Genomic DNA, 22,169 nt, shown 5'->3' on the forward strand with positions numbered 1-22,169 from the left:
TTATATTCTTAGTACCGGCAGTTATAAGATATTCTTTAATTAAAGAAAATTTTCCTTGCCATGATGTTAGTGAATATGTTTTTATAAATGCGAAATTTATTAAACAAACAGCAGCTAAGCGTTAACATAGTAACGAATAGCTAAACAGGATATAAAAATGCTTAATTCACTGACAGTTGTACATCACCACCATCATTCATCGGAATAACCTGTCAGGTCTTTCGCTGAGAGGTTGTTCCTAAAAGGAAACCTCTGGCGAATCAACATACCAAGATTCATTTTCGCCCTGAGGTTTCCCTCGGGGTTTTTAGTTTTTAAATTAAAGGAAAATGAGTAATGAATAATAGTAATCGTCTTCGTATCGCCATCCAAAAAGGTGGCCGCCTATCTAAAGATTGTCAAGATCTACTTAAACAACTGGGTGTAAAACTCAATCTTCGTGAGCAGCGTCTAATAGCACACTCAACCAACATGCCTATCGACGTTTTGCGTGTGCGCGATGACGATATTCCAGGCTTAGTTATGGATGGTGTATGTGATTTAGGTATTGTTGGCGAAAACGTATTAGTTGAAGTGCAAGCAGAAAGAGAACGCCAAGGTGTACCGAGTGAAGTAACAAAGCTTGCTAAACTTGACTTTGGTTACTGTCGTTTAGCACTTGCATGGCCACAAGAACTTGGTAAACAAGACAAGAGCTGGTTTGAAGGCAAACGCATAGCAACCACTTACCCAGAAATTTTAAGCCAATACCTAAAACGCGAAGGCATAAACGCCAGTACAGTAATGTTAACAGGTTCAGTGGAAGTAGCACCACGAGCAGGACTTGCCGATGCGATTTGTGATTTAGTTTCTACAGGCGCAACGCTTGAAGCAAATGGCTTAATGCAGGGTGATACAATTTTAGAGTCAAATGCTTGTTTAATCCAAAACACTCAACTACAAGATCCTGAAAAATTAGCGCTCATTAATAAACTAATGCCTCGTTTACGTGGTGTAAAGCAAGCTAAAGAAAGCAAGTACATTATGTTACACGCACCAAAAGACAAGCTTGATGAGATTTGTGAAATTTTACCTGGCGCTGGCCAACCTACATTACTGGCTCTTGCGGGGAATGATGAATATGTTGCTCTACACATGGTGAGCAGTGAAACCCTATTTTGGGAAACCATGGAACAACTCAAGGCCCTTGGTGCCAATTCTATTTTAGTTATGCCAATTGAAAAAATGATGGAGTAACAACAATGCTTCGTTGGAATGAGGAATCATCACAAGTTCAGGCAGCGGCGCTTATGCGCCCTGCTGTATCAGCAAGTGAAAAAGTAGAAAGCATTTGCCAGACTATTTTGGCAAAAGTAAATGCACAAGGCGACGCTGCATTACTTGCATTAGCAAAAGAGTTTGATAACCGAGCCAAGCCGCGTTTACGTGTTCCACTTGATGAAATTAATGCCGCTGAGAAAATGCTAAGCCCAGAGCTTAAATATGCAATTGATACCGCTTATGCCAATGTGAAATGTTTTCACCAAGCGCAACTACCAAAAGATATTAAGTTATCGACTCAACCCGGCGTTGACTGTGAACTGAAATATCAAGCCATCGAAGCAGTCGGTATTTATGTACCTGGCGGAAGTGCCCCTCTTCCGTCATCGGTTATTATGCAAGGTGTATTGGCGCAGTTAAGCGGTGCAAAAACCGTGGTATTAACCACCCCAGTACAAGGTGATAAAGCAATTAACCCGGCTATTTTATATGCCGCTAAATTATGTGGTATCACTACAATTATTGAAAGCGGCGGTGCAGGCGCGATTGCTGCAATGGCCTATGGCACGGAGTCTGTTCCTAAAGTGAATAAGATTTTTGGCCCAGGTAACAGCTTTGTCACTATGGCAAAACAGTTAGTCGCACAAACGATTCCAGGTATGGCGATTGATATGCCAGCAGGGCCATCAGAAGTGTTAGTGATTGCAGATGAACGTGCAAACCCAAAGTTTATTGCTGCAGACTTACTCTCTCAAGCAGAACACGGGGCTGACTCACAAGTTATTTTATTATGTAACAGTGAAACCATTATTGAACAAACGCAAGATGCACTCACACGTCAACTTGCCAACTTAAGCCGAAAAAACACCGCCAAACAGGCATTGGCTAATTCGTCACTTATTCTAGTTGATTCAGTAGCTCAAGCGTTTGACGTATCAGCGCAATATGGGCCAGAGCACTTAATATTACAACTTGCAGATGCCACTCCTTATTTAGATAAAGTAAAGAATGCAGGCTCTGTATTTGTTGGCGATTACACCCCTGAGTCAGCGGGCGATTATGCCTCAGGCACTAATCACGTGTTACCCACTTATGGTTACAGTGCAACTTATTCTAGCTTGAATTTACTTGATTTTTTCCGTACTTACACAGTACAGACCATCAGTAAACGTGGCTTAACTGAGCTTTCAAAAGCTATTTTACCCTTAGCAGATGCAGAAGGCCTAGATGCCCACGCTAATGCGGTTTCAATTCGTTTAGAGGCAATAAAAAATGAGCAATGATAGCGGCTTATTACCTGATAATATTGCAGCGCTTGCTGCGTATAGCTCAGCTAAAAGTGAAAAGTTAACCGGTACAACGTGGCTCAATGCGAATGAAAGCCCGTATGCTAAAAACCTTGAAATAACAATTGAAGACTTGAATCGTTACCCCGACCCTCAGCCTAAATTGGTTATTGACCGCTACGCTGCCTATGCTGAGCTTGAAAACGAAAATGTATTAATGACTCGCGGTGCCGATGAAGGCATTGAATTATTAGTGCGTACCTACTGTGAACCGTCAAAAGACAGTATTGCACTATTTTTACCAACATATGGTATGTACAAAGTAACGGCCGATACACACAACGTCGCAATCAATGGCCTAACACAAGCGCTTTTATTTAATGGCAGCGTGGATGAAATAGTTGCCGCTGTGGGTAGCTCAAAACTAGTGTTTATTTGTAACCCAAATAATCCAACTGGAAGCTTAACGCCGCTAGATAAAGTAAAAGCCATTGCCACTGCGCTTGCAGGTAAAGCATTAGTGATTGTTGATGAAGCCTACATAGAGTTTTGTCCAGAGCAAAGTGCAACACAACTTATAAACGAGTTTAGTAACATTGTTGTGCTTCGTACACTCTCAAAAGCATTCGCACTCGCGGGTTTAAGAACAGGGTTTACTCTCGCTCAGGCCAGTGTATTAGCGCCTATTCGTAAAGTCATTGCACCGTATCCGGTATCGGGTGTGGTGGCCAGCATTGCAGCACAAGCCATTGCCCCTGATGCCATTACCTCAATGCGTCGCCAAGTAACGATTTTAAATAGCTTAAAGTTAAAGCTTATTGACTGGTTAAACGCCTCCCCTGCAGTATTAAAAATACTCACTGGTGAAGGCAACTTCGTTACTTTAAAGTTAGCTAACAAGGATTACTTTAAACAAGCGCTTAAACAAGGCTTAGTAATGCGCGCCTTCACCTTATTTAATGAAGATGATTGGCTACGTATTTCAATTGGTAATGAGCAAGAATTAGAACAAGTAAAAATTTGGTTAGATGGCCTGCAATTGCCACAAACCGCAGCACAACAGGAAGTATCATGAGTAACCCCTATTTATTTATAGACCGCGATGGCACTATTATTGAAGAGCCAATCACCGATAAACAAGTCGACAGCCTTGAAAAACTAGCGTTTTTACCAGGTGTCATTCCTGCCTTATTGCAACTGCAAGCAGCAGGCTATCGTTTAGTGATGGTATCGAATCAAGATGGCTTGGGCACAGACAGCTTTCCAACTACCGATTTCGATATTGCTCAAGACAAAATGATGGACATCTTACAAAGCCAAGGCATTAGCTTTGAGTCAGTATTAATTTGCCCACATTTTGATGAACAAAACTGTGATTGCCGTAAACCAAAAACAGGCTTACTAACCGAACTGATGCGCTCAGGCAAGGTTGATTTAGCGCGTTCATATGTAATTGGCGATCGCCAAACCGATATTGGTCTTGCGCAAAACTTATGTTGTGAAGGTATTTTATATGATGGTAGCTGGCCTGCCATTGTCACTAAGCTTACCACAGCTAACCGTGAAGGCCGTGTGACACGCAACACCAAAGAAACGCAAATAGATGTAGCGGTTAACCTTGATCAAACGAAAAATGGCAGCATTGAAACTGGCCTTGGTTTTTTTGATCACATGCTGGATCAAATTCGCACGCACGCCAACATTGGTTTAAACATTAAAGCCAAAGGCGATTTACACATAGACGAGCACCACCTTGTTGAAGACATTGGTATTGCACTAGGCGTTGCGCTTAAACAAGCGCTTGGCACTAAATCGCAAATAGCGCGCTATGGTTTTGCACTGCCAATGGATGAATGTAAAGCAGAGGCACAAATTGATTTATCAGGTCGAGCATCATTTGTATTAAATGCCAACTTTAGTCGTGAAAAAGCCGGTGATTTAGACGTACAAATGGTTGAGCACTTTTTTAAAAGCTTAAGTGATAACGCCGCAATTAGCCTTATTTTATCGGTAAGTGATGGTAACTGTCATCACCAAGTGGAAGGCTTATTCAAAGCGTTTTCTCGTGCTTTGCGTATGGCTATTGCGCAAGATACCAGCCAACAAACAGCCAGCTCTAAGGGATGTTTATGATTGCAATAATTAATACCGGCTGTGCCAATATTAACTCAGTGCGGTTTGCATTTGAGCGTTTAGGGAAAACCCCTACGGTGATTACTTCGCCAGAACAATTAGCAGGCTATGAACGTGCTATTTTACCCGGTGTTGGTCATGCATCTGTTGCTATGAAGCGTTTGGTTGATAATGGTTGGCAGCAAGCAATTAACGAATATCAGCGCCCGCTAATGGGAATTTGCTTGGGGATGCAGTTACTGTGCGAAAGCACTGAAGAAGGTAACGTGCAATGCTTAGGTAAAATACCAGGGCAAGTAAAAGCCCTTGATGTTGGCAGTTTAACGTCACCGCATATGGGCTGGAATAACTTAAGCATTAATAAAGAGCATGCACTTACTAAAGGGTTAACACAAGACGAGCAAGTGTACTTTGTTCATAGCTTTGCGCACACCGTAAACGACGCAACACTTGTAAGCGGCGAATACGGCCAAACCTTTTCAGCCATAGTTGCTAAAGACAACTACGCTGGCATGCAATTTCACCCTGAGCGCAGTGCAAAAGTAGGCACCCGTTTATTACAAAATTTTGTTGATTGGCAGTTATAAACAGCCCATTAACCAACAATAAAGAGATTATTTGTGATTATTCCAGCATTAGACGTATTACAAAATCAAATTGTTCGTTTATACCAAGGTAAATACGACACCGCCCAGTTTTATCCTTTTGAGCTTGGCGCACGGTTAAAAGAATACGCCGACAGCGGCGCAGGTAAATTGCACCTTGTAGATTTAGAAGGCGCACGCGATCCAAGTAAAAAACAGTGGCAACATATTCAAGCAGCAACAAAATCGCTTAACGTACCTTACCAAGTAGGTGGCGGTATTCGCTCAGAGCAAGATGTAAGCGATTGGCTAAAAGCCGGTGCTAACCAAGTTGTTATTGGTTCTATGGCAGTAGAAAAACGCGAGCAGGTGAAAGCCTGGATTGAACAATTTGGCGCTGAGCACTTTGTTATTGCCCTTGATGTAAATAAAACAGCCACGGGCTGGGCTCCTGCAACCCATGGTTGGTTAAGTGAATCTGAGTTTGGTTTACTTGAGCTTGTAGATTTTTATGTAAGCTTGGGCGTTATTGACTTTTTATGTACGGACATCAGTAAAGATGGCACCATGACTGGCCCATCGTTTGAGCTTTACGAAGATTTAATTAATCATAATGCAAATATTAAAGTGCAAGCTTCGGGTGGCGTGAGCTCACTTGATGACATTAAAAAGCTTAAAGAGCTGGGCGTAGGTGGTGTTATTTTAGGTAAATCACTACTTGATGACGCATTTAGTGTTGAGGAGGCGTTGGCATGTTATCAAAACGCATAATCCCGTGTTTAGATGTAAAAGACGGCCAAGTAGTAAAAGGCGTTAAATTTAAAGGCCACGAAATAGTGGGCGATATTTTAACAATGGCAAAAGCCTACAGCGATGCTGGTGCCGATGAACTGGTTTTTTACGAAATCAGCGCAAGTGTTGAAAAACGCCTACTTGATGTTAACTGGGTTGAAAACATTGCCCGCCACATTGATATTCCATTTTGTGTGGCTGGCGGTATTAAATCGGTAGCCGATGCAGCACGGGTTTTAGAGCGTGGTGCCGATAAAATAAGTATCAACAGCCCTGCTATTGCACGCCCTGAACTCATAAAAGAGCTACACGATGAATTTGGTAAGCAATGTGTTGTTGTAGGTATTGACAGCTTTTACGATGAAGTAACCGGCGAATACTTAGTGTATCAATTAACCGGCGATCCTAATGCATCAAGCCGCACACGTTACAAAACCGAGGAATGGGTTAAACGCGTACAAGACTTAGGTGCAGGCGAAATCGTTTTAAATTGTATGAACCAAGATGGTGTTCGCAACGGTTACGACAACGAGCAACTCAGCAAAATACGCCAGCTGTGTGATATTCCTTTAATCGCCTCAGGCGGTGCAGGCAGTATGCAAGACTTTGTTGATGTATTTAAACAAAGCGAAGTCGATGGCGCATTGGCAGCAAGCGTTTTTCACAAAAATGTGATTAACATTGGCGAATTAAAACAATTTTTAACCGATAACCAAGTGGCAGCAAGATTATGCAATTAACACAACAAAACCAAACCCAAGTTGATTTTGCTAAAAGCGAAATGATCCCTGCTATTGTTCAAGATGCCCGCTCTGGCATTATTTTAATGCAAGGCTTTATGAACAGCGAAGCGCTTAAAGTAACGCTTGAGAGCAATAAAGTGACCTTTTATTCGCGTTCTAAATCGCGTTTATGGACTAAAGGCGAATCATCAGAAAACTACTTAAATGTGGTATCGGTTCATACCGATTGTGACTACGACTCAATTTTAGTAATGGCTAACCCAGAGGGCCCAACGTGCCACTTAGGCACACAAAGCTGCTTTGGCGATGATGCTAAACCAAGCTTAAGCTTTTTAGCACAATTAGAAGATGTCATTGTTGAGCGTAAAAATGATGACCCGTCAAAAAGCTACACTGCGTCACTGTTCGCAGAAGACTTAAGCCGTAGCTGTCAAAAAGTAGGTGAAGAAGGTGTAGAAGTGGCACTTGCAGCAATGAAACATGACAACAATGAACTTACCAACGAATCGGCCGATTTGTTGTATCACCTCGTTGTACTACTACAACGCCAAGGGTTAGAACTCACTGATGTAGTTGCTTGCCTACAAGGTCGTCATAAGTAAATACAACGATTACTGTGTGCGCCATTATATGGCGCACATCGTTATAAAAAGCCATAATTTTTCTTTTTAATTCAGCCTCTCAATAGCATTTATTCTCTCCCTTAGGTATCCTTTAACTAGGGTCTGCTTACCTTTGCGGATTAATATTTGTTCAAACTAGGGGCGGTTTAATCGCGGCGCGAGGTTTGCAACCTAGTGGGCTCGATAACTGCTCCTGCGTTATTCTACTGGCTTACATCCATGTAAGAATAAGTAAAAACCGAGCAAAGCTTCCGCGTCCTGCTCACGCCCCTTACCTACATCCATGTAGGCAACAAAGAGTAAATCGCCTCTAGGCAGAACCCTTCGGGCAGCGCCTGTTTGGCATTGATGCTGCGTTATCGCCTATTTATGAGGAATATTCACACTACTTAGGCTCTTCCTTGCCTAAATACCAAACAGACTGCTGCAAATTTAATCTCAAAAGGTCAACAGCCCCTAATTAACTTTGACTAAATTATTTATGCTTACCCGGTAACATAGAACCCAATACGCCATCTTGCTTTATTAAACCATGATAAAGTGCAGCGCTTACATGCATAAAAATAAACAGTAAAAATGCATAAGCAATTAAGCCATGTGCTTCACGAAAAAATGCATAGGTCTCAATATTTTTACTAACTAAATGAGGCAAAGTAAATATACCAAAAAAGCTCACAGAACGTTCGTCAGCACTTTGAATTAACCAGCCTGAAATTGGCATTAAAATCATAGACGCATATAAGCCCACTTGGGTTAAATGTGCCGCTAAAGCTTGTGCTTTAGGCACACTTTGGGGTAATGCAGGGCTTTTATGCATTACTTTATTAATTAATCTTATCGCCACTAATATCAGTGCTAACACGCCAAACGATTTATGTAGTTGTATAGCTTCTACTTGCCATACGGCTAAACTTTGTACCATCGATAAACCAAGAAATAACATAGAAAGTATAATTAATGCCATCGCCCAGTGAATAAGCATACTCGACGCTGAGTATTTAGTAATTGTGTTCATTGACTCGTTCCTGTGATTAATTATTTAAAAGTACTTCTTTAGCACGACGACGAAATGACTCTGCATACGCAGCGCCACGGGCACGTAAAATAGGATCGGCACTTGGCTCAATACCTGTTGGTAATACCAGCGGATCAAAGTTCATGTTTTCACATACCCCACCCTGTTGTGCTTGCAAGCGTGATATTACTAACGTACCGGCGTTAATCGTTTTGCGCGATTGTGGCCATAAAACAGTTGGGTTGTTTTCATCATCTTCTTCGGTTGCAAAGCTAAACAGCATATCGAACTTAACCGGAGACTGAGCTACTTGGTCTTTAAGTTGTAGTTGCAACACATCTGGTGAATCATTGTTAAGTGGTTGGATATTTTCATCTCTTAATTGTGGTTTAGCAATCCAGCGTACGGCATGCTTTCCATCATTCTCATCCATCAAATAAAACGCATTGATACTGTGGTATTGCTCAGTGGCAAAGCTACTGGTTGGTGTGTAGCTTGATTTCCAGTTATTAAAAGCAGCACTTTCAGGGTGTGCTGCAAAAAACGCTTTAATTTTTTCTGGGTTGCGCTTTTTAGTCACCGGATCGGGTGAAAGTGCTTGTAGTTGTTTAAAAAACGCTTCTGGCGTAGCTACCGCCATAACCGGAGGCGTATTCATTGCCACCCGCCATTCTTGGTTATCATCAGTAGTTATAGAAAACGCTAAACTACGCACAGGAGCTTTTAAATCAGGTGCAGTTGGATTATTACCCGCAATAGAAAAGCGACCTACAAAAGGAGTGGCCCCTAAATCAAATACCTTCGCTTGCGAATACTTAGCAAGCTCACCCGTTGACTCAAAAGAGCCTGCTAAACAAATACCTTTTGCGTGTGCTCGGCGAAATCCCTTATGGGTTTTATCACCTTGCTGTAAATTAACAAAACGCTGTGCAGTCACTGCGTCACGATTAAATGCGCCAGTAAAATACAAAATAGTCAGGGCAAATAAGCTAATAATTGCTATTAAGATGATTTTTTTACTCATGGTAGGATTTGACCTCGTATGATTATTTTTTGATGACTATGTTGGAATTTTTCACAGTTAAAATTACCCGCGAAAATAATGGCTAACCATTGCTGAGTGATGCTTTGAGTTGAAGTGTTTTTATCAAGCAATACCTACATCACTCTTACAAGACCGCTCCTAAGCAATTAATATTTCAATTTAATTTGTAAAAAGTATAGTTTGTGGTTTTAATACTATATAGCTAATATTTTAGGCGTCTGCTTTTAAAATGCTGATTGTTAATTATACTTAGCCCAACATAAAGCAAGTATTAAGTTGCACTTTTGGTGCTTTCTACAAAATCATACAAATTAAAACAAAACGGTACAGCAATAATAAACTATTGAAATTAGAATGTTATTTATTACCTACTACCTTACTGCTTCTTTTAAAGTAGTTATAGTTTAATAACACACATTTCAGGTAAATTCGAAAATAAACGCAATTGGCTATTTTATAATTTTTACTGATTAAAAAATGCCAAAAATTAACAACGCACTTTTTATTTAAGGTAAACCATATGATCAAAACACGTTGTTTTACTCAATTTAATTTGATTAGTATCACGTTTCTACTTTTATTAGCCGGTTGCTCAGAAAGTGATGTCAGCACACAAAAACAAAACGAACCGCGTGCGGTTAAACTAATAACCATAGGTGATGTGTCGCAATCAAAAACGCTCACCTACCCCGCCACTATCGACACTATAAATAGCTCAAAGCTTGCTTTTCAGGTTAGCGGAAAGTTAGAAGCGCTTAACGTTATTGCTGCACAAAACGTAAACAAAGGCGATGTAATTGCTGTATTAGAACAACGAAACTTTATTAATGAGGTCAAGTCGAGCAAAATTCAGTTTGAAACAGCCGATAATGATTACCAACGTGGTTTGAAGCTCGTTAAAGATGGGGTTATTTCACAACGTGATATAGAGCAACTAAAATCTAAAAAAGAAGTAGCCGAATCGCAATATGACTCAGCGCAAAAAGCATTATCTGACAGTAAAATTATAGCGCCTTACGATGCTATTGTTGCAGAAGTACCGGTAAAGCAGCTTGAAAACATAAGTGCTGGGCAACACGTTGTTACTTTATTTGGTAAAGGTGAAATGGAAGCGGTGGTAAATATTCCCGCGTCTATTGTGGCCACAGTAGATTCTAAGCAGAACAATGTAGCCTCAGTAATTTTACAAGATGTATCAACTGCTCCCATTCCTGCAACATTTAGACGAGCCAATTTAGAAGCCGACTCAGCGAGCCAAACCTATGAAGTACGATTTGCCTTTGCTGTACCAAATAACCTTAATATATTGCCTGGCATGAATGCCAGTCTAAAAATCACCCGTGAAAGCAGCTCAAATACAACTCGTTTATTAGTGCCAACCTTTGCTATTTTTGAACAAAACGGAGAACACTTTGTATGGACGGTTGACGCTCAAACTATGCAAGCTTTTAAAACCCCCGTTACTATTGAAAATGGCATAGGTGAACAACTCATCGTCACTGACGGTTTAAAAGCCGGGGATGTAATTATTGGTGCAGGTGCAAACTATGTGACTGAGGGTATGAAAGTACGTCCTTGGACTAAAGCATAGGAGCGCGATAATGGATTTAGCAAAATGGACAATTAATAATAAGTTAATAAGCACTATACTCATTATTTTAACCCTAGGATTTGGTTTTTCATCCTATAAAAACATGCCTCGCTTTGAAGACCCCGAATTTATAATTCGCACCGCGCAGGTGTTTGTCTCCTACTCAGGTGCAAGCCCGCTAGAAGTAGCAAAGGAGGTAACTGAGCCGCTTGAACGTGCAATTCAAGAACTACAAGAAGTTGATACTATATCGTCCACCTCATCTACGGGCTTATCTGAAATTAAAGTAGAGATTAAATCAGAGTTTTCCCCGACTAAATCTGAGTTGCAAGTTATTTGGACTAAGCTCAGAAACAAAATAAATGACACACGTCCAACATTACCGCCTGGTACTGGCACGCCACAAGTTTATGATGATTTTGGTGATGTATATGGCTTAAGCTATTTAATAACCTCCGAAGGATACTCACCCGACGAGTTACATGCCTACGCTAAAGATTTGCAAAGTGACATTTTACAAGTAGAGGGCGTAGCCAAAGTTGCTATGACAGGCGTGCAGCAAGAAGGCATATTTGTAGAAATAGCCCGTGAAGAGTTAGCCTCTTTAGGCGTGTCTATTAATAATATTTACGGCATTTTAGATGAGCAAAACGCTGTATTGAGCGCTGGTAACACTCAAATTGGCGATCAACGTATTTTTATCGACCCTACCGGAGAAATAAACTCCGTTGATACCATTAAAAATCTATTGGTTAGTGCCAGCGGTGAAGGTAAAACAATTTATCTTAAAGATATTGCCAATGTATACCGTGGCTTTCAAAGCCCAGCAACAAAGTTAGTCCGTTATAACTCTAAACCTGCAATTTCACTTGGGGTCGCCAGTGTCTTGGGTGCTAATGTGGTTAAAGTATTTGACCGCGTTGATGACAAAGTAAAACAAACTGAAAACCTCAGACCGCTGGGTATCACAGTGCATGAGTTTTACCACCAAGGTAAAGTAGTACAAGATTCAGTCGACAACTTTGTAGTGAATGTTTTAGTCGCACTGGTGATCGTAATGGTTACCCTGCTGCTATTTATGGGTTTGCGCTCAGGAATTATTATTGGCGCCGTATTACTGCTAACCATTTTTGCGACCCTTGCTACCATGGATTGGAGCGGCATACCCATGCATCGAATTTCTCTTGGTGCGCTGATTATCGCGCTAGGCATGATGGTTGATAACGCTATAGTTGTGACCGAAGGGATTTTAGTTGGTACACAAAAGGGCCGTAAAAAGTTAGAAATTGCTAGCGAAGTCGTCAAGCAAACTAAGTGGCCACTACTGGGTGGTACCTTGGTAGGCATTGTTGCTTTTGCGCCTATTGGTCTTGCCCCAGGTGATACCGCTGAATTTACCGGTCATTTATTCTGGGTTATTTTAATTTCTCTATTATACAGCTGGTTATTTGCCATTACCCTAACCCCCTTATTTTGTTATTGCTTGTTTAAAGAGCAAGATAACAACACCTCAGGCTCAGCGAAGCCAAATAAACTTATGGCACTTTATCAATCGGTAGTGGTGTCAGCACTGCATCATCGCTGGCTCAGTATTGCCGTTGTAGTTGCCACCTTTAGTGTGTCTATGTGGGGATTTCAATTTGTAAAATCAGGATTTTTTCCAGCTTCTACCACACCACAAATGGTGGTTGATTTTTGGCTACCGCAAGGTACCGATATTGAAAAAACCAAAAGAGATATGCTCAAGTTAGAGAAATTTGTAAAGCAACAAAATGGCGTTGAAGGTATACAAACGCTTATTGGCGGCGGCGGGCTTCGCTACATGCTTATTTATGGTAGTGAGTCACCAAACAGCTCTTACGGGCAAATTTTAGCTAAAGTCGATGACTACAAAAAGCTAGATAAACTTTTACCTACCGTACAAAATTACATTGACGATAACTTTGTCGATGCTCAAGGCAAAGCATGGCGCTTTGTAATGGGCCCAGGTGGGGGCTCTAAAATAGAAGCTACATTTAAAGGGCCAGACCCAGATGTATTAAGAGAGCTAGCAGCACAGGCAAAAGGAGTATTAATTGATGATGGCGGCGCCTTGTCTATTAAAGATACATGGCGACAACGCATTAGTGTTATTGAACCACAGTACTCAGCCATTAATGCGCAGCGCGCTGGTGTAACGCGTAAAGCGGTTGCTGAAGCCTTACAGCAGAACTTTTCTGGTCAAGTGGTTGGACAGTATCGTGAAGGTGAAGAGCTCATTCCTATTATTGTTAGAGCACCACAATCGGAACGTGTCGACATAAACGATATTGGCAACATTCAGGTACAAAGCAATATCACTGGTGAAACACTGCCCCTAGCGCAAGTAACCAATGGGTTTAAAACCGTCTGGCGCGATGGCATTTTAAAACGTGAAGACCGCGAATGGACTATAAAAGCTCAAGCGGATCCTCTGCCGGGTGAACTAGCCTCAGAGTTATTTAATCGGGTAAGGCCTAAAATAGAATCCATTGACCTTCCTCAAGGGTATCGACTTGAATGGGATGGCGAATACGGACAATCGAAAGAGTCTAACGAAATGTTGGCCTCAACTATTCCAATGGGCTTTTTAGCCATGGTGCTGATTGTTATTGTGTTATTTAATGCTTTAAAACAACCAATTATTATTTGGCTTGTTGTGCCATTAGCCTTAATTGGTGTTGTGTTTGGGCTGGTAACCACACAAATACCACTAGAGTTTATGGGTATATTAGGATTACTGTCGCTCTCAGGTTTGTTAATTAAAAATGCCATTGTATTAGTAGATCAAATGGACATGGAAATTCGCCAAGGTAAACCTGCATATAATGCCATTATCGACTCGGCAAATAGTCGGGTAAGACCGGTAATGATGGGCACACTAACCACGGTGTTAGGGGTTATTCCACTGTATTTTGATGCATTTTTCCAATCAATGTCTGTGGTTTTAGTATTCGGGTTACTGTTTGCTACCTTGCTTACATTAATCGTAATACCTGTTCTATACGCCATTTTTATGAATGTTAAACAAGACGAACAGGCAACTAATTAAACGCCAACAAAAATATGGCCATGCTTAGTAGTAAGTCATGGCCTTTTTATAAGCTTTGAGCAAAATAATTCATATAATTATCACAATTAACTTTTAAAAAATACTGCATATACAACATACCTTTCAAACCTTATAGCTGCTAAAAACGCCCTCAGATACGGTTATTCTTTTTCAAAATAAACATTTTAATTTTAGTATTTTATAAATTTAAATAAGCATTGAAGCGGATATTTTTTTAAGGCATTAATTATCACTTTAAGTTCTAGCTTCAAGTATTAACATAGCCGGAGTTCTATTATGTGGTGAGGCTAAGAATTCATTGCATAGTAATGCATTAAGATTCATTCATTAAATTAACTATTCAAATTTATCAAATAAATAACATATCAAGTGCAGTCTATGTGTCTTCTATTTAGTCATACAAACGATAAATGTAAAAACAGCTTTATTTCAAATCAAAATTTTAAAAACTAGGCATTCTCATGTTATCAAAACGCATAATTCCTTGTTTAGATGTAAAAGACGGCTAAGTCGTTAAAGGAGTTAAATTTAAAGGCCACGAAGTGGTTGGCGATGTACTTACCCTAGCTAAAGCTTACAGCAAAGTCGGTGCTGATGAACTGGTGTTTTACGAGATCAGTTCAAGTGTTGAAAAACGCCTACTCGATGTCAATTTGGTGGAAAACATTGCCCGCCATATCGATATTCCATTTTGTGTAGCCGGTGGTATTAAATCGGTGGCCGATGCAGCTCGTGTGCTTGAACGTGGCGCTGACAAAATCAGTATTAATAGCCCTGCTATTGCGCGTCCAGAGCTAATTAAAGAATTACATGATGAGTTTGGCAAGCAGTCTGTAGTTGTTGGCATTGACAGCTTTTTTGACGAAACAACCGGTGAATATCTAGTTTATCAGCTTACTGGCGATCCTAATGCGTCAAGCCGCACCCGTTATAAAACCGAAGAATGGGTTAAACGCGTACAAGACTTAGGTGCAGGCGAAATCGTTTTAAGTTGTATGAACCAAGATGGTGTTCGCAACGGTTACGACAACGAGCAACTCAGCAAAATACGCCAGCTGTGTGATATTTCTTTAATCGCCTCAGGCGGTGCAGGCAGCATGCAAGATTTTGTTGATGTATTTCAACAAAGCCAAGTAGATGGTACGCTCGCAGCCAGTGTTTTTTTACAAAAACGTGATAAACATCGGTGAACTAAAACAATTTTTAATCGATAACCAAGTGGCAGCAAGACTATGCAAGTAACCTTAGAAAACCAAACTCAAGTTGCTTTCGCTAAAAGCGAGATGATCCCTGCCATTGTTCAAGATGTCCGCTCTGGCGTAATTTTAATGCAAGGCTTTATGAACAGCGAAGCGCTAAAAGCTACACTGCGTCACTGTTCGCAGAAGACTTAAGCCGTAGCTGTCAAAAAGTAGGTAAAGAAGGTGTAGAAGTGGCACTTGCAGCAATGAAACACGATAACAATGAACTTACAACGACAAGGGTTAGAGCTCACTGGTGTAGCTGCTTGCCTACAAGGTCGTCATAAGTAAATATAACGATTACTGTGTGCGCCATTATGTGGCGCACATCGTTATAAAAAGCCATAATTTTTCTTTTTTAATTCAGCCTTTCAATAGCATTTAATCCTTCCCTTAGGTATCCTAATGTTCAAGGAATAATTGCTATTACAAAAGGATAGCGCACTATGAAAACTTATATATCGCTTATACTCACTGGTCTTATTTTGTCTGGCTGTAGCAGTTTAACCAGCGAGCAAAAAGCCAAATTAGACAGCTTAACGCCCTGTGAAAAAATGGATGGCTTAATAACCGAATTTGATAATCGCTTTGATGCGTTAAAAGACATCAAAGTACAAAACTCATATTTAGATGTGTGGACTGCTAAGTACAACGTATTTGGCGATAACTGCCAAGTGACTAGCTTTAACAATCAAACTGTGACCTATCAATGCCAAGAAAGCTACAAAGATCAACAGCAAGCGGTAGCTATGCATCAACAAGCAGTTGAACTCACTCGACAATGTTTAACTAAAACAAACAACTGGTTAGAAACACAAAAAGAGTCAGAAACGTCGCTGCGTACCACCTTTGTACTTGATGATAAGTCGCCGGTTATTTCTGTTTATACCAGCAAAACGTTATCAAAAATTAAAACTTGGTCGACCTCTTTAGAAGTAGGAAAGCCCGTCGCCACGAAATAATAACGAGAGAATGTATGCGCCAAACACCCAGTAAACAATCCACTCATTTAAAAACAGACTGTATCGGTGAATGTTATAGAATGAATGGCTACTGTACTGGGTGCGGTCGCACCAGCGAAGAAATATTCGACTGGATTATTTTAACTGCCGAACAAAAGCAAGCAATATTGGCCTCCCCTCGTGAAGATGCCAAAAAAGACTAGCTTAAATTTTTAACCGTTAAGGCGCATTACGCTGTGATGGGTCACGTTTAAAATCTTTGCTTAATTGCTTAGGATCTAACGCTTCACGTTGTTTGCTGGCGCCTTCTGCCCACCACATTAATTGATTAAAGGTGCGCGAAAAATAGCTATCCCACGATGTTTGCTCTGCCCTATTGTTTGCTTCACCACTTTCGATAAACACATCTTGCGCTTTTGGTACATGGATCATAGCTGATACCGGTAAACAACCTAGTTCACTTAAAAAGCTGCGCATGCCAACAGCAGCGCGTACACCGCCCCATTGCCCTGCAGAATAGGTCACAATCGCGCTGGGTTTATAGCCAAATAGAGAACTTCCAAAATGGTTTAGCAAATTAGCGAGTGCCGGACTCATAGAATGATTATATTCAGGGCTTACCATAACAAAGCCATCGCTGGCTTTAATTTTTGCAGCTAAGTCATCAAGCTGTTTAGGTACCTCAGCCTGCGAATAAGCAAAGTGCGGTTTAAACACAGGGTCTAAATCATAATCGAGCGGATCAATAAGCTCTATTTCATGCTCAGAGTAATGCTCAACCAAACAACGCTCACATGCTTTCGCTACCCTTTCCTCTAAACGCGCAGGCTTAGGTGGGGTACTTTTTCTAACCGAACCGAGAAAAATTAAAAATTTCATGTATCGGCACTCCTTTTTAATTGCAAAAATAAATACCTCAAAAAAGTTTGAGGTATTTACTGTACGGTTTAAGCTTTATCGAGTGCTTGGCTTACATCGGCAATAATGTCGTCAATGTTTTCAATACCCACCGATAACCGAATTAAATCGCGGCTAACGCCAGCATTGGCGAGCTCTTCATCATTTAATTGGCGGTGCGTGGTAGATGCTGGGTGGCAAGCCAGCGATTTAGCATCGCCAATATTTACCAGGCGTAAAATCATGTTTAGGGAATCAATAAACCGCGTACCAGCCTCTAAGCCACCGGCAATACCAAAACTTAAAATACCTGACGCTTTACCATTGGTAATTTTTTGGCTTATTTCGTTATACGGGCTTGATTTTAATCCCGCGTAGTTAACCCAAAGCACCTTAGGATGGCTCTCTAAATATTCAGCAATTTTTTGCGCGTTTTCGCAGTGACGATCCATTCTTAGCCCTAACGTTTCAAGGCCAATTAAAATGTCTGATGCGTTTTTAGGTGCAAGCGCCGCACCGGTATTTCTAAGTGGGACAACACGGCAACGGCCAATAAACGCCGCCTCAGCAAACGCATCGGTATACACTACATTATGGTACGACGGATCAGGCTCATTCATCATCGCAAAACGGGATGCATTGGCTTTCCAGTCAAACTTGCCCGAATCAACAATCATGCCGCCAATCGCGGTTCCATGACCGTTAATGTATTTAGTGAGCGAGTGCACCACAATATCGGCACCTAACTCAAATGGACGACACAGATACGGCGTAGCCACGGTGTTATCTACAATTAAAGGCACCCCTTTAGTGTGGGCAATTTTCGCAAGGCGAGCAATATCAACAATATTCCCAGCAGGGTTACCAATTGATTCGCAAAAAACCGCACGCGTGTTTTCATCAATCGCGTTTTCAAAACCGTCAAAATCATCGGCTTTAATCATTCGCGCCTCTATACCTTGGCGCGGCAAGCTGTGGGCAAATAAGTTATAAGTGCCACCATACACTTGGCTGGTGCTTACAATATTAGTACCCACTTCACATAAACATTGAATCGCATAGGTAATCGCCGCCATACCCGAGGCCACAGCCAGTGAACCAATGCCGCCTTCCATCGCCGCAATACGCTGCTCAAGTACCGCATTGGTCGGGTTCATTATGCGGGTATAAATATTACCCGGCACTTTTAAATCAAATAAATCAGCACCATGCTGGGTATTATCAAAGGTGTACGAAGAGGTGTTATAAATTGGCACCGCCGCTGACTTAGTTGTGGCTTCAGATTCATAACCATGGTGCAACGCTAAAGACTCAAGTTTCATAATTTATTCCTTCAATATAGTTACATCTAACGTAGCATTTAATGGTTACAAAATGCACATGAAATATACTAAAGAATGTTGAAGTAATTTGATTGGATGCTGTATCTAATTCTACCGTTCGATCATATATTCAAGAAAATGAGCCAAGCGCGCATATTACTCCTCTAAGTATTTATTAAACACAATAAAAACTTAGTGATAGTAATATGTTAGGTAATTTGTTAAAACTATATAAAATAGAAAAGTGAGCGTGACATTGGCAGAGATATGCGCGATGAGCGCACTATTAAATTGTTATGCGTATCTAAGGATTGGAGTATGAAATATTATGAGGTGCTCGAAAAATTGTCACAAGAGCACCCGGTATTGATAGAAAATCTAATTGCTACAGATGACCTTGAAAAATGGGGAGGTATAACCAAAAACCTTTCTAAATATGACAAATCTAAAATTTATGATCTTGCAGAGCCGAAGTGGATTGAGAGAAAAATAATAAATGGGACGTTGTTACTTCATCCAGATGTTCGCGCTGAATTAATAGCTCGCAATTACAAACCACTAAGTATTCATCGAAAAATGATCTGGGCTAGTGTTTTGGTTATGTATGAAGGCTCAGATAGCAAAGAGCGATATAATCGCCTTAAAAATAAGATAATTAAAAAGCACAGTAACAAATGGTGGTTTGATGTTCATAAACGAGTTAAACCGACATATGCAGCTAAATCACGAATCGAGAAACAAACTTTAGGTAATGCGACATCATTTGCAGCTCAAAATAGTTCTTTTTTGGGTGGTGTTGTACAAGACGTCCGAGATGATGCTCTAAAAATGATACCGAGTGAATAATACGCATAACAAGCTGTTAAACAAGGACAAAAAACAGTTGGCTTTTGTTCCTTCGTCACTATTTTAGCCAACAATTTTTTGCCTGTTAACAGGGCGTTATGTGCCATGGAGAGTTCAGTTGAAACTTTTAGTTATTCTATTTTCATTGTTTAGTTTTAATGCATTAGCATGTAGTTGCATGGATTACGCTGTAAACGAAGCATTTTATGATTACCCTTTAGTTTTTATTGGTACAGTGGAAAAAATAGATATAGTTAAAACCAAAGAAGATGGCTGGTTTAACTACTCTGAGTCAAAGGCAGTAACCATATCTGTTGAACAAAGTTATAAAGGTATGATGTCAGAAAAAGTATTGGTTAGTACAAGAATGGATTCAGCAGCGTGTGGTTTTCCTTTTAAAGAAAAAGTTAAATATGCTGTATTTGCTTACCCCAACGAAAAAGGATTACATGTTGGTTCTTGTAGCCCAACAATCAACGTAGATAAAGGCGAAGAATATTATGAAAAAGAGCGACAATATGTTGTCAATTTCTTAAAGCAGCAAAAAGGTACATAACAAGCCATTCAAAAAGACAAAAAACAGTCGGCTTTTGCTCCTTCGTCGCTTATTTTAGCCAACAATTTTTTGCCTGTTAATTGGGCGTTATATTGCTAAATGAATTCAGTGTGTTTTCAGCTTTGGAGAATAAATGAAAAAGGGACTTGCAGATATATTTGAAGTTGATTCAGTAGCAAAGACTCTAGCCCTTTGTGTGCTTACTGATGGCGCATATTTAATATTTAAGCTTTATCAATTCTCAAACAGCATTAATCAAAAGACCGAACACAGAATACCCAATGTTTTCATCGTAATAACCATTTTCTTATTCACTATATCTTTAGGTAGTTTAATTTATGGCTTAGTTAACCTTAATGAGCCTACTATTTTAAGAAGCTCAATTGGTATTCATGTTGTCTCAAGTATTTTCGACGTTACTTGGATAATTTTGGTGCGTAATCGTATTAATTTAATCGCTGGCTCTAATCGTGGTGATAAGCTTTGGTTAAACCCTTTTATTACGTCAATATTTCATGTGATTTATATGCAGCATAAAATAAATCAAGGGTTGGCAACGTCGCAATATAACAAACAAATTATGGCAGGGACGCACAAACAACGTGCGCCCCATATTTGAAGCGTTATGTGAATAATCTACTACGGAGTTTCAATGAAAGGATTACTTTTAATATTATCATTTACTTTTGTTTTATCTGTTTCAGCAAGCGAAATTGACCTAGATAAATTTGCTCAAACCTACTTTAAAGCTATGGTCGCAACTCAAGCACCAAATGCTACGAAAGATGATCTAGAAAACTACTTTTCCTTACTTACTGATGATGTCGGTCATTCTCATTTACCATGGGTAACAGATGACTCAAGGTTACCTGATGGAAAGGAAGCAATGCGAAAAGGAATGCTATTTTATTTAGGTGCTCATACTGAATATAATGCCGAGTTACTTGATGTATTCATTTTTAATAACTCAGCTATTGCAATCAGGTATAAGAACAGCGCTAAAGGTATTCACCCTGAAAGTAAGCAGCCTCAGGCTTATACACAAACTATGATGGAAGTGCTCGAAATGGAAAACGGTAAAGTTGCTATTATTCGCAAATACCACGAGTAAAATTCACATAACAAGGACAAAATACAGTTGGTTTTGCCCCTTCGTCGCTAATTTTAACCAACTATTTTTTGCCCGTTATTAGGGCGTTTTATGTTTACAGGTGATTATGAATTTTCAAATCAGCAGAATTAATACAGAGATAGGAATTTTCCGCTTGTCAGGCGAACTCGAACAGATCAGCAGCACCAACAAACTGAACTACAAAAAGGTTGAGTTTATGGGGACTGATGGCTGGGTTGAATTAGAGTTAAGCTCTGAACATGGCCAACAGATTTTTTCTCGGATTGAAACTTCAGTCATAGAGCATCTTTTGGCAAACAGTTGAGTGCATTTACATGTGATTTCATCGCATAAAAATATGTTGCAGGCAGTGAAATTGTAAATATAACAAAGCAATATTTCAAGGAGGATTCAGGTTGTCATTTCCAGTTTTAGAGACAAATCGCTTAAGGTTAGATAAATTATCCAAAGAAGACTCAAATAGCTTATTTGAGTTATTCTCTGACAATTCAGTTGTCGAATACTATGATCTGGAAGCTTTCACTGAACTATCACAAGCGAGCAACTTAATAGAGCTCTTTAACTCTCGCTTTAATGAAAACTCTGGTATTCGTTGGGCTATTCGCCTAAAAGAAACAGATAAATTTATCGGAACTTGTGGCTTTAATACTTGGAGTCCAAAAATGAAAAGTGCCGTACTTGGGTATGATTTATTGCCTCAGTATTGGGGTATGGGTTTGACCACTGAAGCAGTCCATCGAATAGTTAAAGCTGCATTTTTAGGTGAGCTATCTTGCGGTAAACTTAACCGAATACAAGGAGATACTGTTCCGGGGAACTTAGCATCTGAATCACTACTTCTAAAGGTTGGTTTCAAAGAGGAAGGTGTAAGACGCCAAAGTGGTTACTGGAAAAACCAGTTTCACGACCTTAAATGCTTTGGTTTAATTCAGTCCGAGTACCGTGAAATATAGCAAGCGCATTAAGCATGGGACTGCTAACCGTTTGCTCGGTTCCGCTAAGCTACAGAGTTTAGCCAAGCATTTTTGCGCCCATTAGTAAGGCCTTAGG

At 40.2% G+C, this 22,169-nt stretch carries 22 protein-coding genes and 2 pseudogenes; 20 read left to right on the plus strand and 4 right to left on the minus strand.

The genetic code is table 11. From position 1 onward, the window contains the following. Nucleotides 1-336: 336 nt before the first annotated feature. The 8 genes from hisG to hisIE are packed head-to-tail and all read left to right on the plus strand — an operon-like array spanning nucleotide 337 to nucleotide 7,400. The gene (gene hisG, locus AC0VZ5_RS16190; RefSeq protein WP_076920229.1) at nucleotides 337-1,236 is read left to right on the plus strand and encodes an ATP phosphoribosyltransferase; all 900 of its coding nucleotides are present in this window, start codon (nucleotides 337-339) and stop codon (nucleotides 1,234-1,236) included. A gap of 5 nt (nucleotides 1,237-1,241) precedes the next feature. Then, the gene (gene hisD / locus AC0VZ5_RS16195; protein ID WP_475474956.1) at nucleotides 1,242-2,543 is read left to right on the plus strand and encodes a histidinol dehydrogenase; all 1,302 of its coding nucleotides are present in this window, start codon (nucleotides 1,242-1,244) and stop codon (nucleotides 2,541-2,543) included. After that, the gene (hisC, locus tag AC0VZ5_RS16200) at nucleotides 2,533-3,621 is read left to right on the plus strand and encodes a histidinol-phosphate transaminase (protein ID WP_475474957.1); all 1,089 of its coding nucleotides are present in this window, start codon (nucleotides 2,533-2,535) and stop codon (nucleotides 3,619-3,621) included. Before hisD ends, hisC begins: the two co-directional genes overlap by 11 nt. Next, the gene (hisB, locus tag AC0VZ5_RS16205) at nucleotides 3,618-4,679 is read left to right on the plus strand and encodes a bifunctional histidinol-phosphatase/imidazoleglycerol-phosphate dehydratase HisB (RefSeq protein WP_475474958.1); all 1,062 of its coding nucleotides are present in this window, start codon (nucleotides 3,618-3,620) and stop codon (nucleotides 4,677-4,679) included. The genes hisC and hisB overlap by 4 nt, the downstream gene beginning before the upstream one ends. Next, entirely contained in the window at nucleotides 4,676-5,266 is a 591-nt protein-coding gene (gene hisH / locus AC0VZ5_RS16210) for an imidazole glycerol phosphate synthase subunit HisH (RefSeq protein ID WP_475474959.1), read from the plus strand. Before hisB ends, hisH begins: the two co-directional genes overlap by 4 nt. Before the next feature lie 33 nt (nucleotides 5,267-5,299). Further along, nucleotides 5,300-6,034: a 1-(5-phosphoribosyl)-5-[(5-phosphoribosylamino)methylideneamino] imidazole-4-carboxamide isomerase gene (locus AC0VZ5_RS16215; protein WP_475474960.1), complete on the plus strand. Its 735-nt coding sequence runs from the start codon at nucleotides 5,300-5,302 to the stop codon at nucleotides 6,032-6,034. Continuing rightward, nucleotides 6,016-6,795, plus strand: coding sequence for an imidazole glycerol phosphate synthase subunit HisF (hisF, locus tag AC0VZ5_RS16220; RefSeq protein WP_475474961.1), 780 nt, complete (start codon nucleotides 6,016-6,018; stop codon nucleotides 6,793-6,795). Before AC0VZ5_RS16215 ends, hisF (AC0VZ5_RS16220) begins: the two co-directional genes overlap by 19 nt. After that, a complete protein-coding gene (hisIE, locus tag AC0VZ5_RS16225; RefSeq protein WP_464712095.1) occupies nucleotides 6,786-7,400 on the plus strand; it encodes a bifunctional phosphoribosyl-AMP cyclohydrolase/phosphoribosyl-ATP diphosphatase HisIE in 615 nt (204 codons plus the stop codon). Before hisF (AC0VZ5_RS16220) ends, hisIE begins: the two co-directional genes overlap by 10 nt. A 496-nt stretch (nucleotides 7,401-7,896) precedes the next feature. Here the strand turns inward: hisIE and AC0VZ5_RS16230 are convergent, their stop codons facing one another. Further along, nucleotides 7,897-8,436 (minus strand): cytochrome b, encoded by a 540-nt coding sequence (locus AC0VZ5_RS16230; RefSeq protein WP_475474962.1) that lies wholly within the window; start codon nucleotides 8,434-8,436, stop codon nucleotides 7,897-7,899. A gap of 16 nt (nucleotides 8,437-8,452) precedes the next feature. Beyond that, nucleotides 8,453-9,460: a catalase family peroxidase gene (locus AC0VZ5_RS16235; RefSeq protein WP_475474963.1), complete on the minus strand. Its 1,008-nt coding sequence runs from the start codon at nucleotides 9,458-9,460 to the stop codon at nucleotides 8,453-8,455. 541 nt (nucleotides 9,461-10,001) lie between these two features. Here AC0VZ5_RS16235 and AC0VZ5_RS16240 point away from each other — a divergent pair. The 6 genes and pseudogenes from AC0VZ5_RS16240 to AC0VZ5_RS16265 all read left to right on the plus strand — a co-directional run bounded on the left by AC0VZ5_RS16240 (nucleotide 10,002) and on the right by AC0VZ5_RS16265 (nucleotide 16,569). After that, nucleotides 10,002-11,072 carry an efflux RND transporter periplasmic adaptor subunit gene (locus AC0VZ5_RS16240; protein ID WP_475474964.1) on the plus strand — a complete coding sequence of 357 codons (1,071 nt, stop codon included), beginning with the start codon at nucleotides 10,002-10,004 and terminating at the stop codon, nucleotides 11,070-11,072. A 10-nt stretch (nucleotides 11,073-11,082) separates the two neighbouring features. After that, nucleotides 11,083-14,142: an efflux RND transporter permease subunit gene (locus AC0VZ5_RS16245; protein ID WP_475474965.1), complete on the plus strand. Its 3,060-nt coding sequence runs from the start codon at nucleotides 11,083-11,085 to the stop codon at nucleotides 14,140-14,142. Nucleotides 14,143-14,705: 563 nt separating this feature from the next. Further along, nucleotides 14,706-15,405 (plus strand): annotated as a pseudogene (gene hisF / locus AC0VZ5_RS16250) (imidazole glycerol phosphate synthase subunit HisF). Continuing rightward, a pseudogene (locus AC0VZ5_RS16255) lies at nucleotides 15,396-15,695 on the plus strand (pyrophosphohydrolase domain-containing protein). Before hisF (AC0VZ5_RS16250) ends, AC0VZ5_RS16255 begins: the two co-directional pseudogenes overlap by 10 nt. A 155-nt stretch (nucleotides 15,696-15,850) precedes the next feature. Next, nucleotides 15,851-16,366 (plus strand): hypothetical protein, encoded by a 516-nt coding sequence (locus AC0VZ5_RS16260; RefSeq protein WP_475474966.1) that lies wholly within the window; start codon nucleotides 15,851-15,853, stop codon nucleotides 16,364-16,366. Between the two features lie 14 nt (nucleotides 16,367-16,380). Next, nucleotides 16,381-16,569, plus strand: coding sequence for a DUF1289 domain-containing protein (locus tag AC0VZ5_RS16265; RefSeq protein WP_138594568.1), 189 nt, complete (start codon nucleotides 16,381-16,383; stop codon nucleotides 16,567-16,569). Nucleotides 16,570-16,585: 16 nt separating this feature from the next. Here AC0VZ5_RS16265 and AC0VZ5_RS16270 read toward each other — a convergent pair whose 3' ends face one another. Further along, nucleotides 16,586-17,245 (minus strand): NADPH-dependent FMN reductase, encoded by a 660-nt coding sequence (locus AC0VZ5_RS16270; RefSeq protein ID WP_475474967.1) that lies wholly within the window; start codon nucleotides 17,243-17,245, stop codon nucleotides 16,586-16,588. A gap of 68 nt (nucleotides 17,246-17,313) precedes the next feature. Beyond that, nucleotides 17,314-18,585, minus strand: a complete 1,272-nt coding sequence (locus AC0VZ5_RS16275) for an O-acetylhomoserine aminocarboxypropyltransferase/cysteine synthase family protein (RefSeq protein ID WP_475474968.1) — start codon at nucleotides 18,583-18,585, stop codon at nucleotides 17,314-17,316. A 318-nt stretch (nucleotides 18,586-18,903) separates the two neighbouring features. Here AC0VZ5_RS16275 and AC0VZ5_RS16280 point away from each other — a divergent pair, with 318 nt between their 5' ends. The 6 genes from AC0VZ5_RS16280 (at nucleotide 18,904) to AC0VZ5_RS16305 (ending at nucleotide 22,072) form a co-directional block, all read left to right on the plus strand. After that, the gene (locus tag AC0VZ5_RS16280; protein ID WP_475474969.1) at nucleotides 18,904-19,431 is read left to right on the plus strand and encodes a hypothetical protein; all 528 of its coding nucleotides are present in this window, start codon (nucleotides 18,904-18,906) and stop codon (nucleotides 19,429-19,431) included. Nucleotides 19,432-19,549: 118 nt separating this feature from the next. After that, the gene (locus AC0VZ5_RS16285) at nucleotides 19,550-19,987 is read left to right on the plus strand and encodes a hypothetical protein (protein WP_475474970.1); all 438 of its coding nucleotides are present in this window, start codon (nucleotides 19,550-19,552) and stop codon (nucleotides 19,985-19,987) included. Between the two features lie 133 nt (nucleotides 19,988-20,120). Next, nucleotides 20,121-20,606 carry a hypothetical protein gene (locus AC0VZ5_RS16290; RefSeq protein WP_475474971.1) on the plus strand — a complete coding sequence of 162 codons (486 nt, stop codon included), beginning with the start codon at nucleotides 20,121-20,123 and terminating at the stop codon, nucleotides 20,604-20,606. A 33-nt stretch (nucleotides 20,607-20,639) separates the two neighbouring features. Further along, the gene (locus AC0VZ5_RS16295) at nucleotides 20,640-21,098 is read left to right on the plus strand and encodes a nuclear transport factor 2-like protein (RefSeq protein WP_475474972.1); all 459 of its coding nucleotides are present in this window, start codon (nucleotides 20,640-20,642) and stop codon (nucleotides 21,096-21,098) included. Between the two features lie 106 nt (nucleotides 21,099-21,204). After that, nucleotides 21,205-21,423, plus strand: a complete 219-nt coding sequence (locus AC0VZ5_RS16300; protein ID WP_475474973.1) for a hypothetical protein — start codon at nucleotides 21,205-21,207, stop codon at nucleotides 21,421-21,423. Nucleotides 21,424-21,514: 91 nt separating this feature from the next. After that, on the plus strand, nucleotides 21,515-22,072 hold the full coding sequence (locus tag AC0VZ5_RS16305; RefSeq protein ID WP_475474974.1) for a GNAT family N-acetyltransferase: 558 nt from the start codon (nucleotides 21,515-21,517) through the stop codon (nucleotides 22,070-22,072). Nucleotides 22,073-22,169: the final 97 nt, after the last annotated feature.

This window comes from Pseudoalteromonas sp. QJM3NY_12 (genome assembly GCF_056173165.1).

Excerpts from the sequence above, each read along its gene's own strand:
- hisG (WP_076920229.1), top strand. The coding sequence starts at position 337 with ATGAATAATAGTAATCGTCTTCGTATCGCCATCCAAAAAGGTGGCCGC.
- hisD (WP_475474956.1), top strand. The coding sequence starts at position 1,242 with ATGCTTCGTTGGAATGAGGAATCATCACAAGTTCAGGCAGCGGCGCTT.
- hisC (WP_475474957.1), top strand. The coding sequence starts at position 2,533 with ATGAGCAATGATAGCGGCTTATTACCTGATAATATTGCAGCGCTTGCT.
- hisB (WP_475474958.1), top strand. The coding sequence starts at position 3,618 with ATGAGTAACCCCTATTTATTTATAGACCGCGATGGCACTATTATTGAA.
- hisH (WP_475474959.1), top strand. The coding sequence starts at position 4,676 with ATGATTGCAATAATTAATACCGGCTGTGCCAATATTAACTCAGTGCGG.
- hisF (WP_475474961.1), top strand. The coding sequence starts at position 6,016 with ATGTTATCAAAACGCATAATCCCGTGTTTAGATGTAAAAGACGGCCAA.
- hisIE (WP_464712095.1), top strand. The coding sequence starts at position 6,786 with ATGCAATTAACACAACAAAACCAAACCCAAGTTGATTTTGCTAAAAGC.
- AC0VZ5_RS16230 (WP_475474962.1), bottom strand. The coding sequence starts at position 8,436 with ATGAACACAATTACTAAATACTCAGCGTCGAGTATGCTTATTCACTGG.
- AC0VZ5_RS16235 (WP_475474963.1), bottom strand. The coding sequence starts at position 9,460 with ATGAGTAAAAAAATCATCTTAATAGCAATTATTAGCTTATTTGCCCTG.
- AC0VZ5_RS16240 (WP_475474964.1), top strand. The coding sequence starts at position 10,002 with ATGATCAAAACACGTTGTTTTACTCAATTTAATTTGATTAGTATCACG.
- AC0VZ5_RS16245 (WP_475474965.1), top strand. The coding sequence starts at position 11,083 with ATGGATTTAGCAAAATGGACAATTAATAATAAGTTAATAAGCACTATA.
- AC0VZ5_RS16260 (WP_475474966.1), top strand. The coding sequence starts at position 15,851 with ATGAAAACTTATATATCGCTTATACTCACTGGTCTTATTTTGTCTGGC.
- AC0VZ5_RS16265 (WP_138594568.1), top strand. The coding sequence starts at position 16,381 with ATGCGCCAAACACCCAGTAAACAATCCACTCATTTAAAAACAGACTGT.
- AC0VZ5_RS16270 (WP_475474967.1), bottom strand. The coding sequence starts at position 17,245 with ATGAAATTTTTAATTTTTCTCGGTTCGGTTAGAAAAAGTACCCCACCT.
- AC0VZ5_RS16275 (WP_475474968.1), bottom strand. The coding sequence starts at position 18,585 with ATGAAACTTGAGTCTTTAGCGTTGCACCATGGTTATGAATCTGAAGCC.
- AC0VZ5_RS16280 (WP_475474969.1), top strand. The coding sequence starts at position 18,904 with ATGAAATATTATGAGGTGCTCGAAAAATTGTCACAAGAGCACCCGGTA.
- AC0VZ5_RS16290 (WP_475474971.1), top strand. The coding sequence starts at position 20,121 with ATGAAAAAGGGACTTGCAGATATATTTGAAGTTGATTCAGTAGCAAAG.
- AC0VZ5_RS16295 (WP_475474972.1), top strand. The coding sequence starts at position 20,640 with ATGAAAGGATTACTTTTAATATTATCATTTACTTTTGTTTTATCTGTT.
- AC0VZ5_RS16300 (WP_475474973.1), top strand. The coding sequence starts at position 21,205 with ATGAATTTTCAAATCAGCAGAATTAATACAGAGATAGGAATTTTCCGC.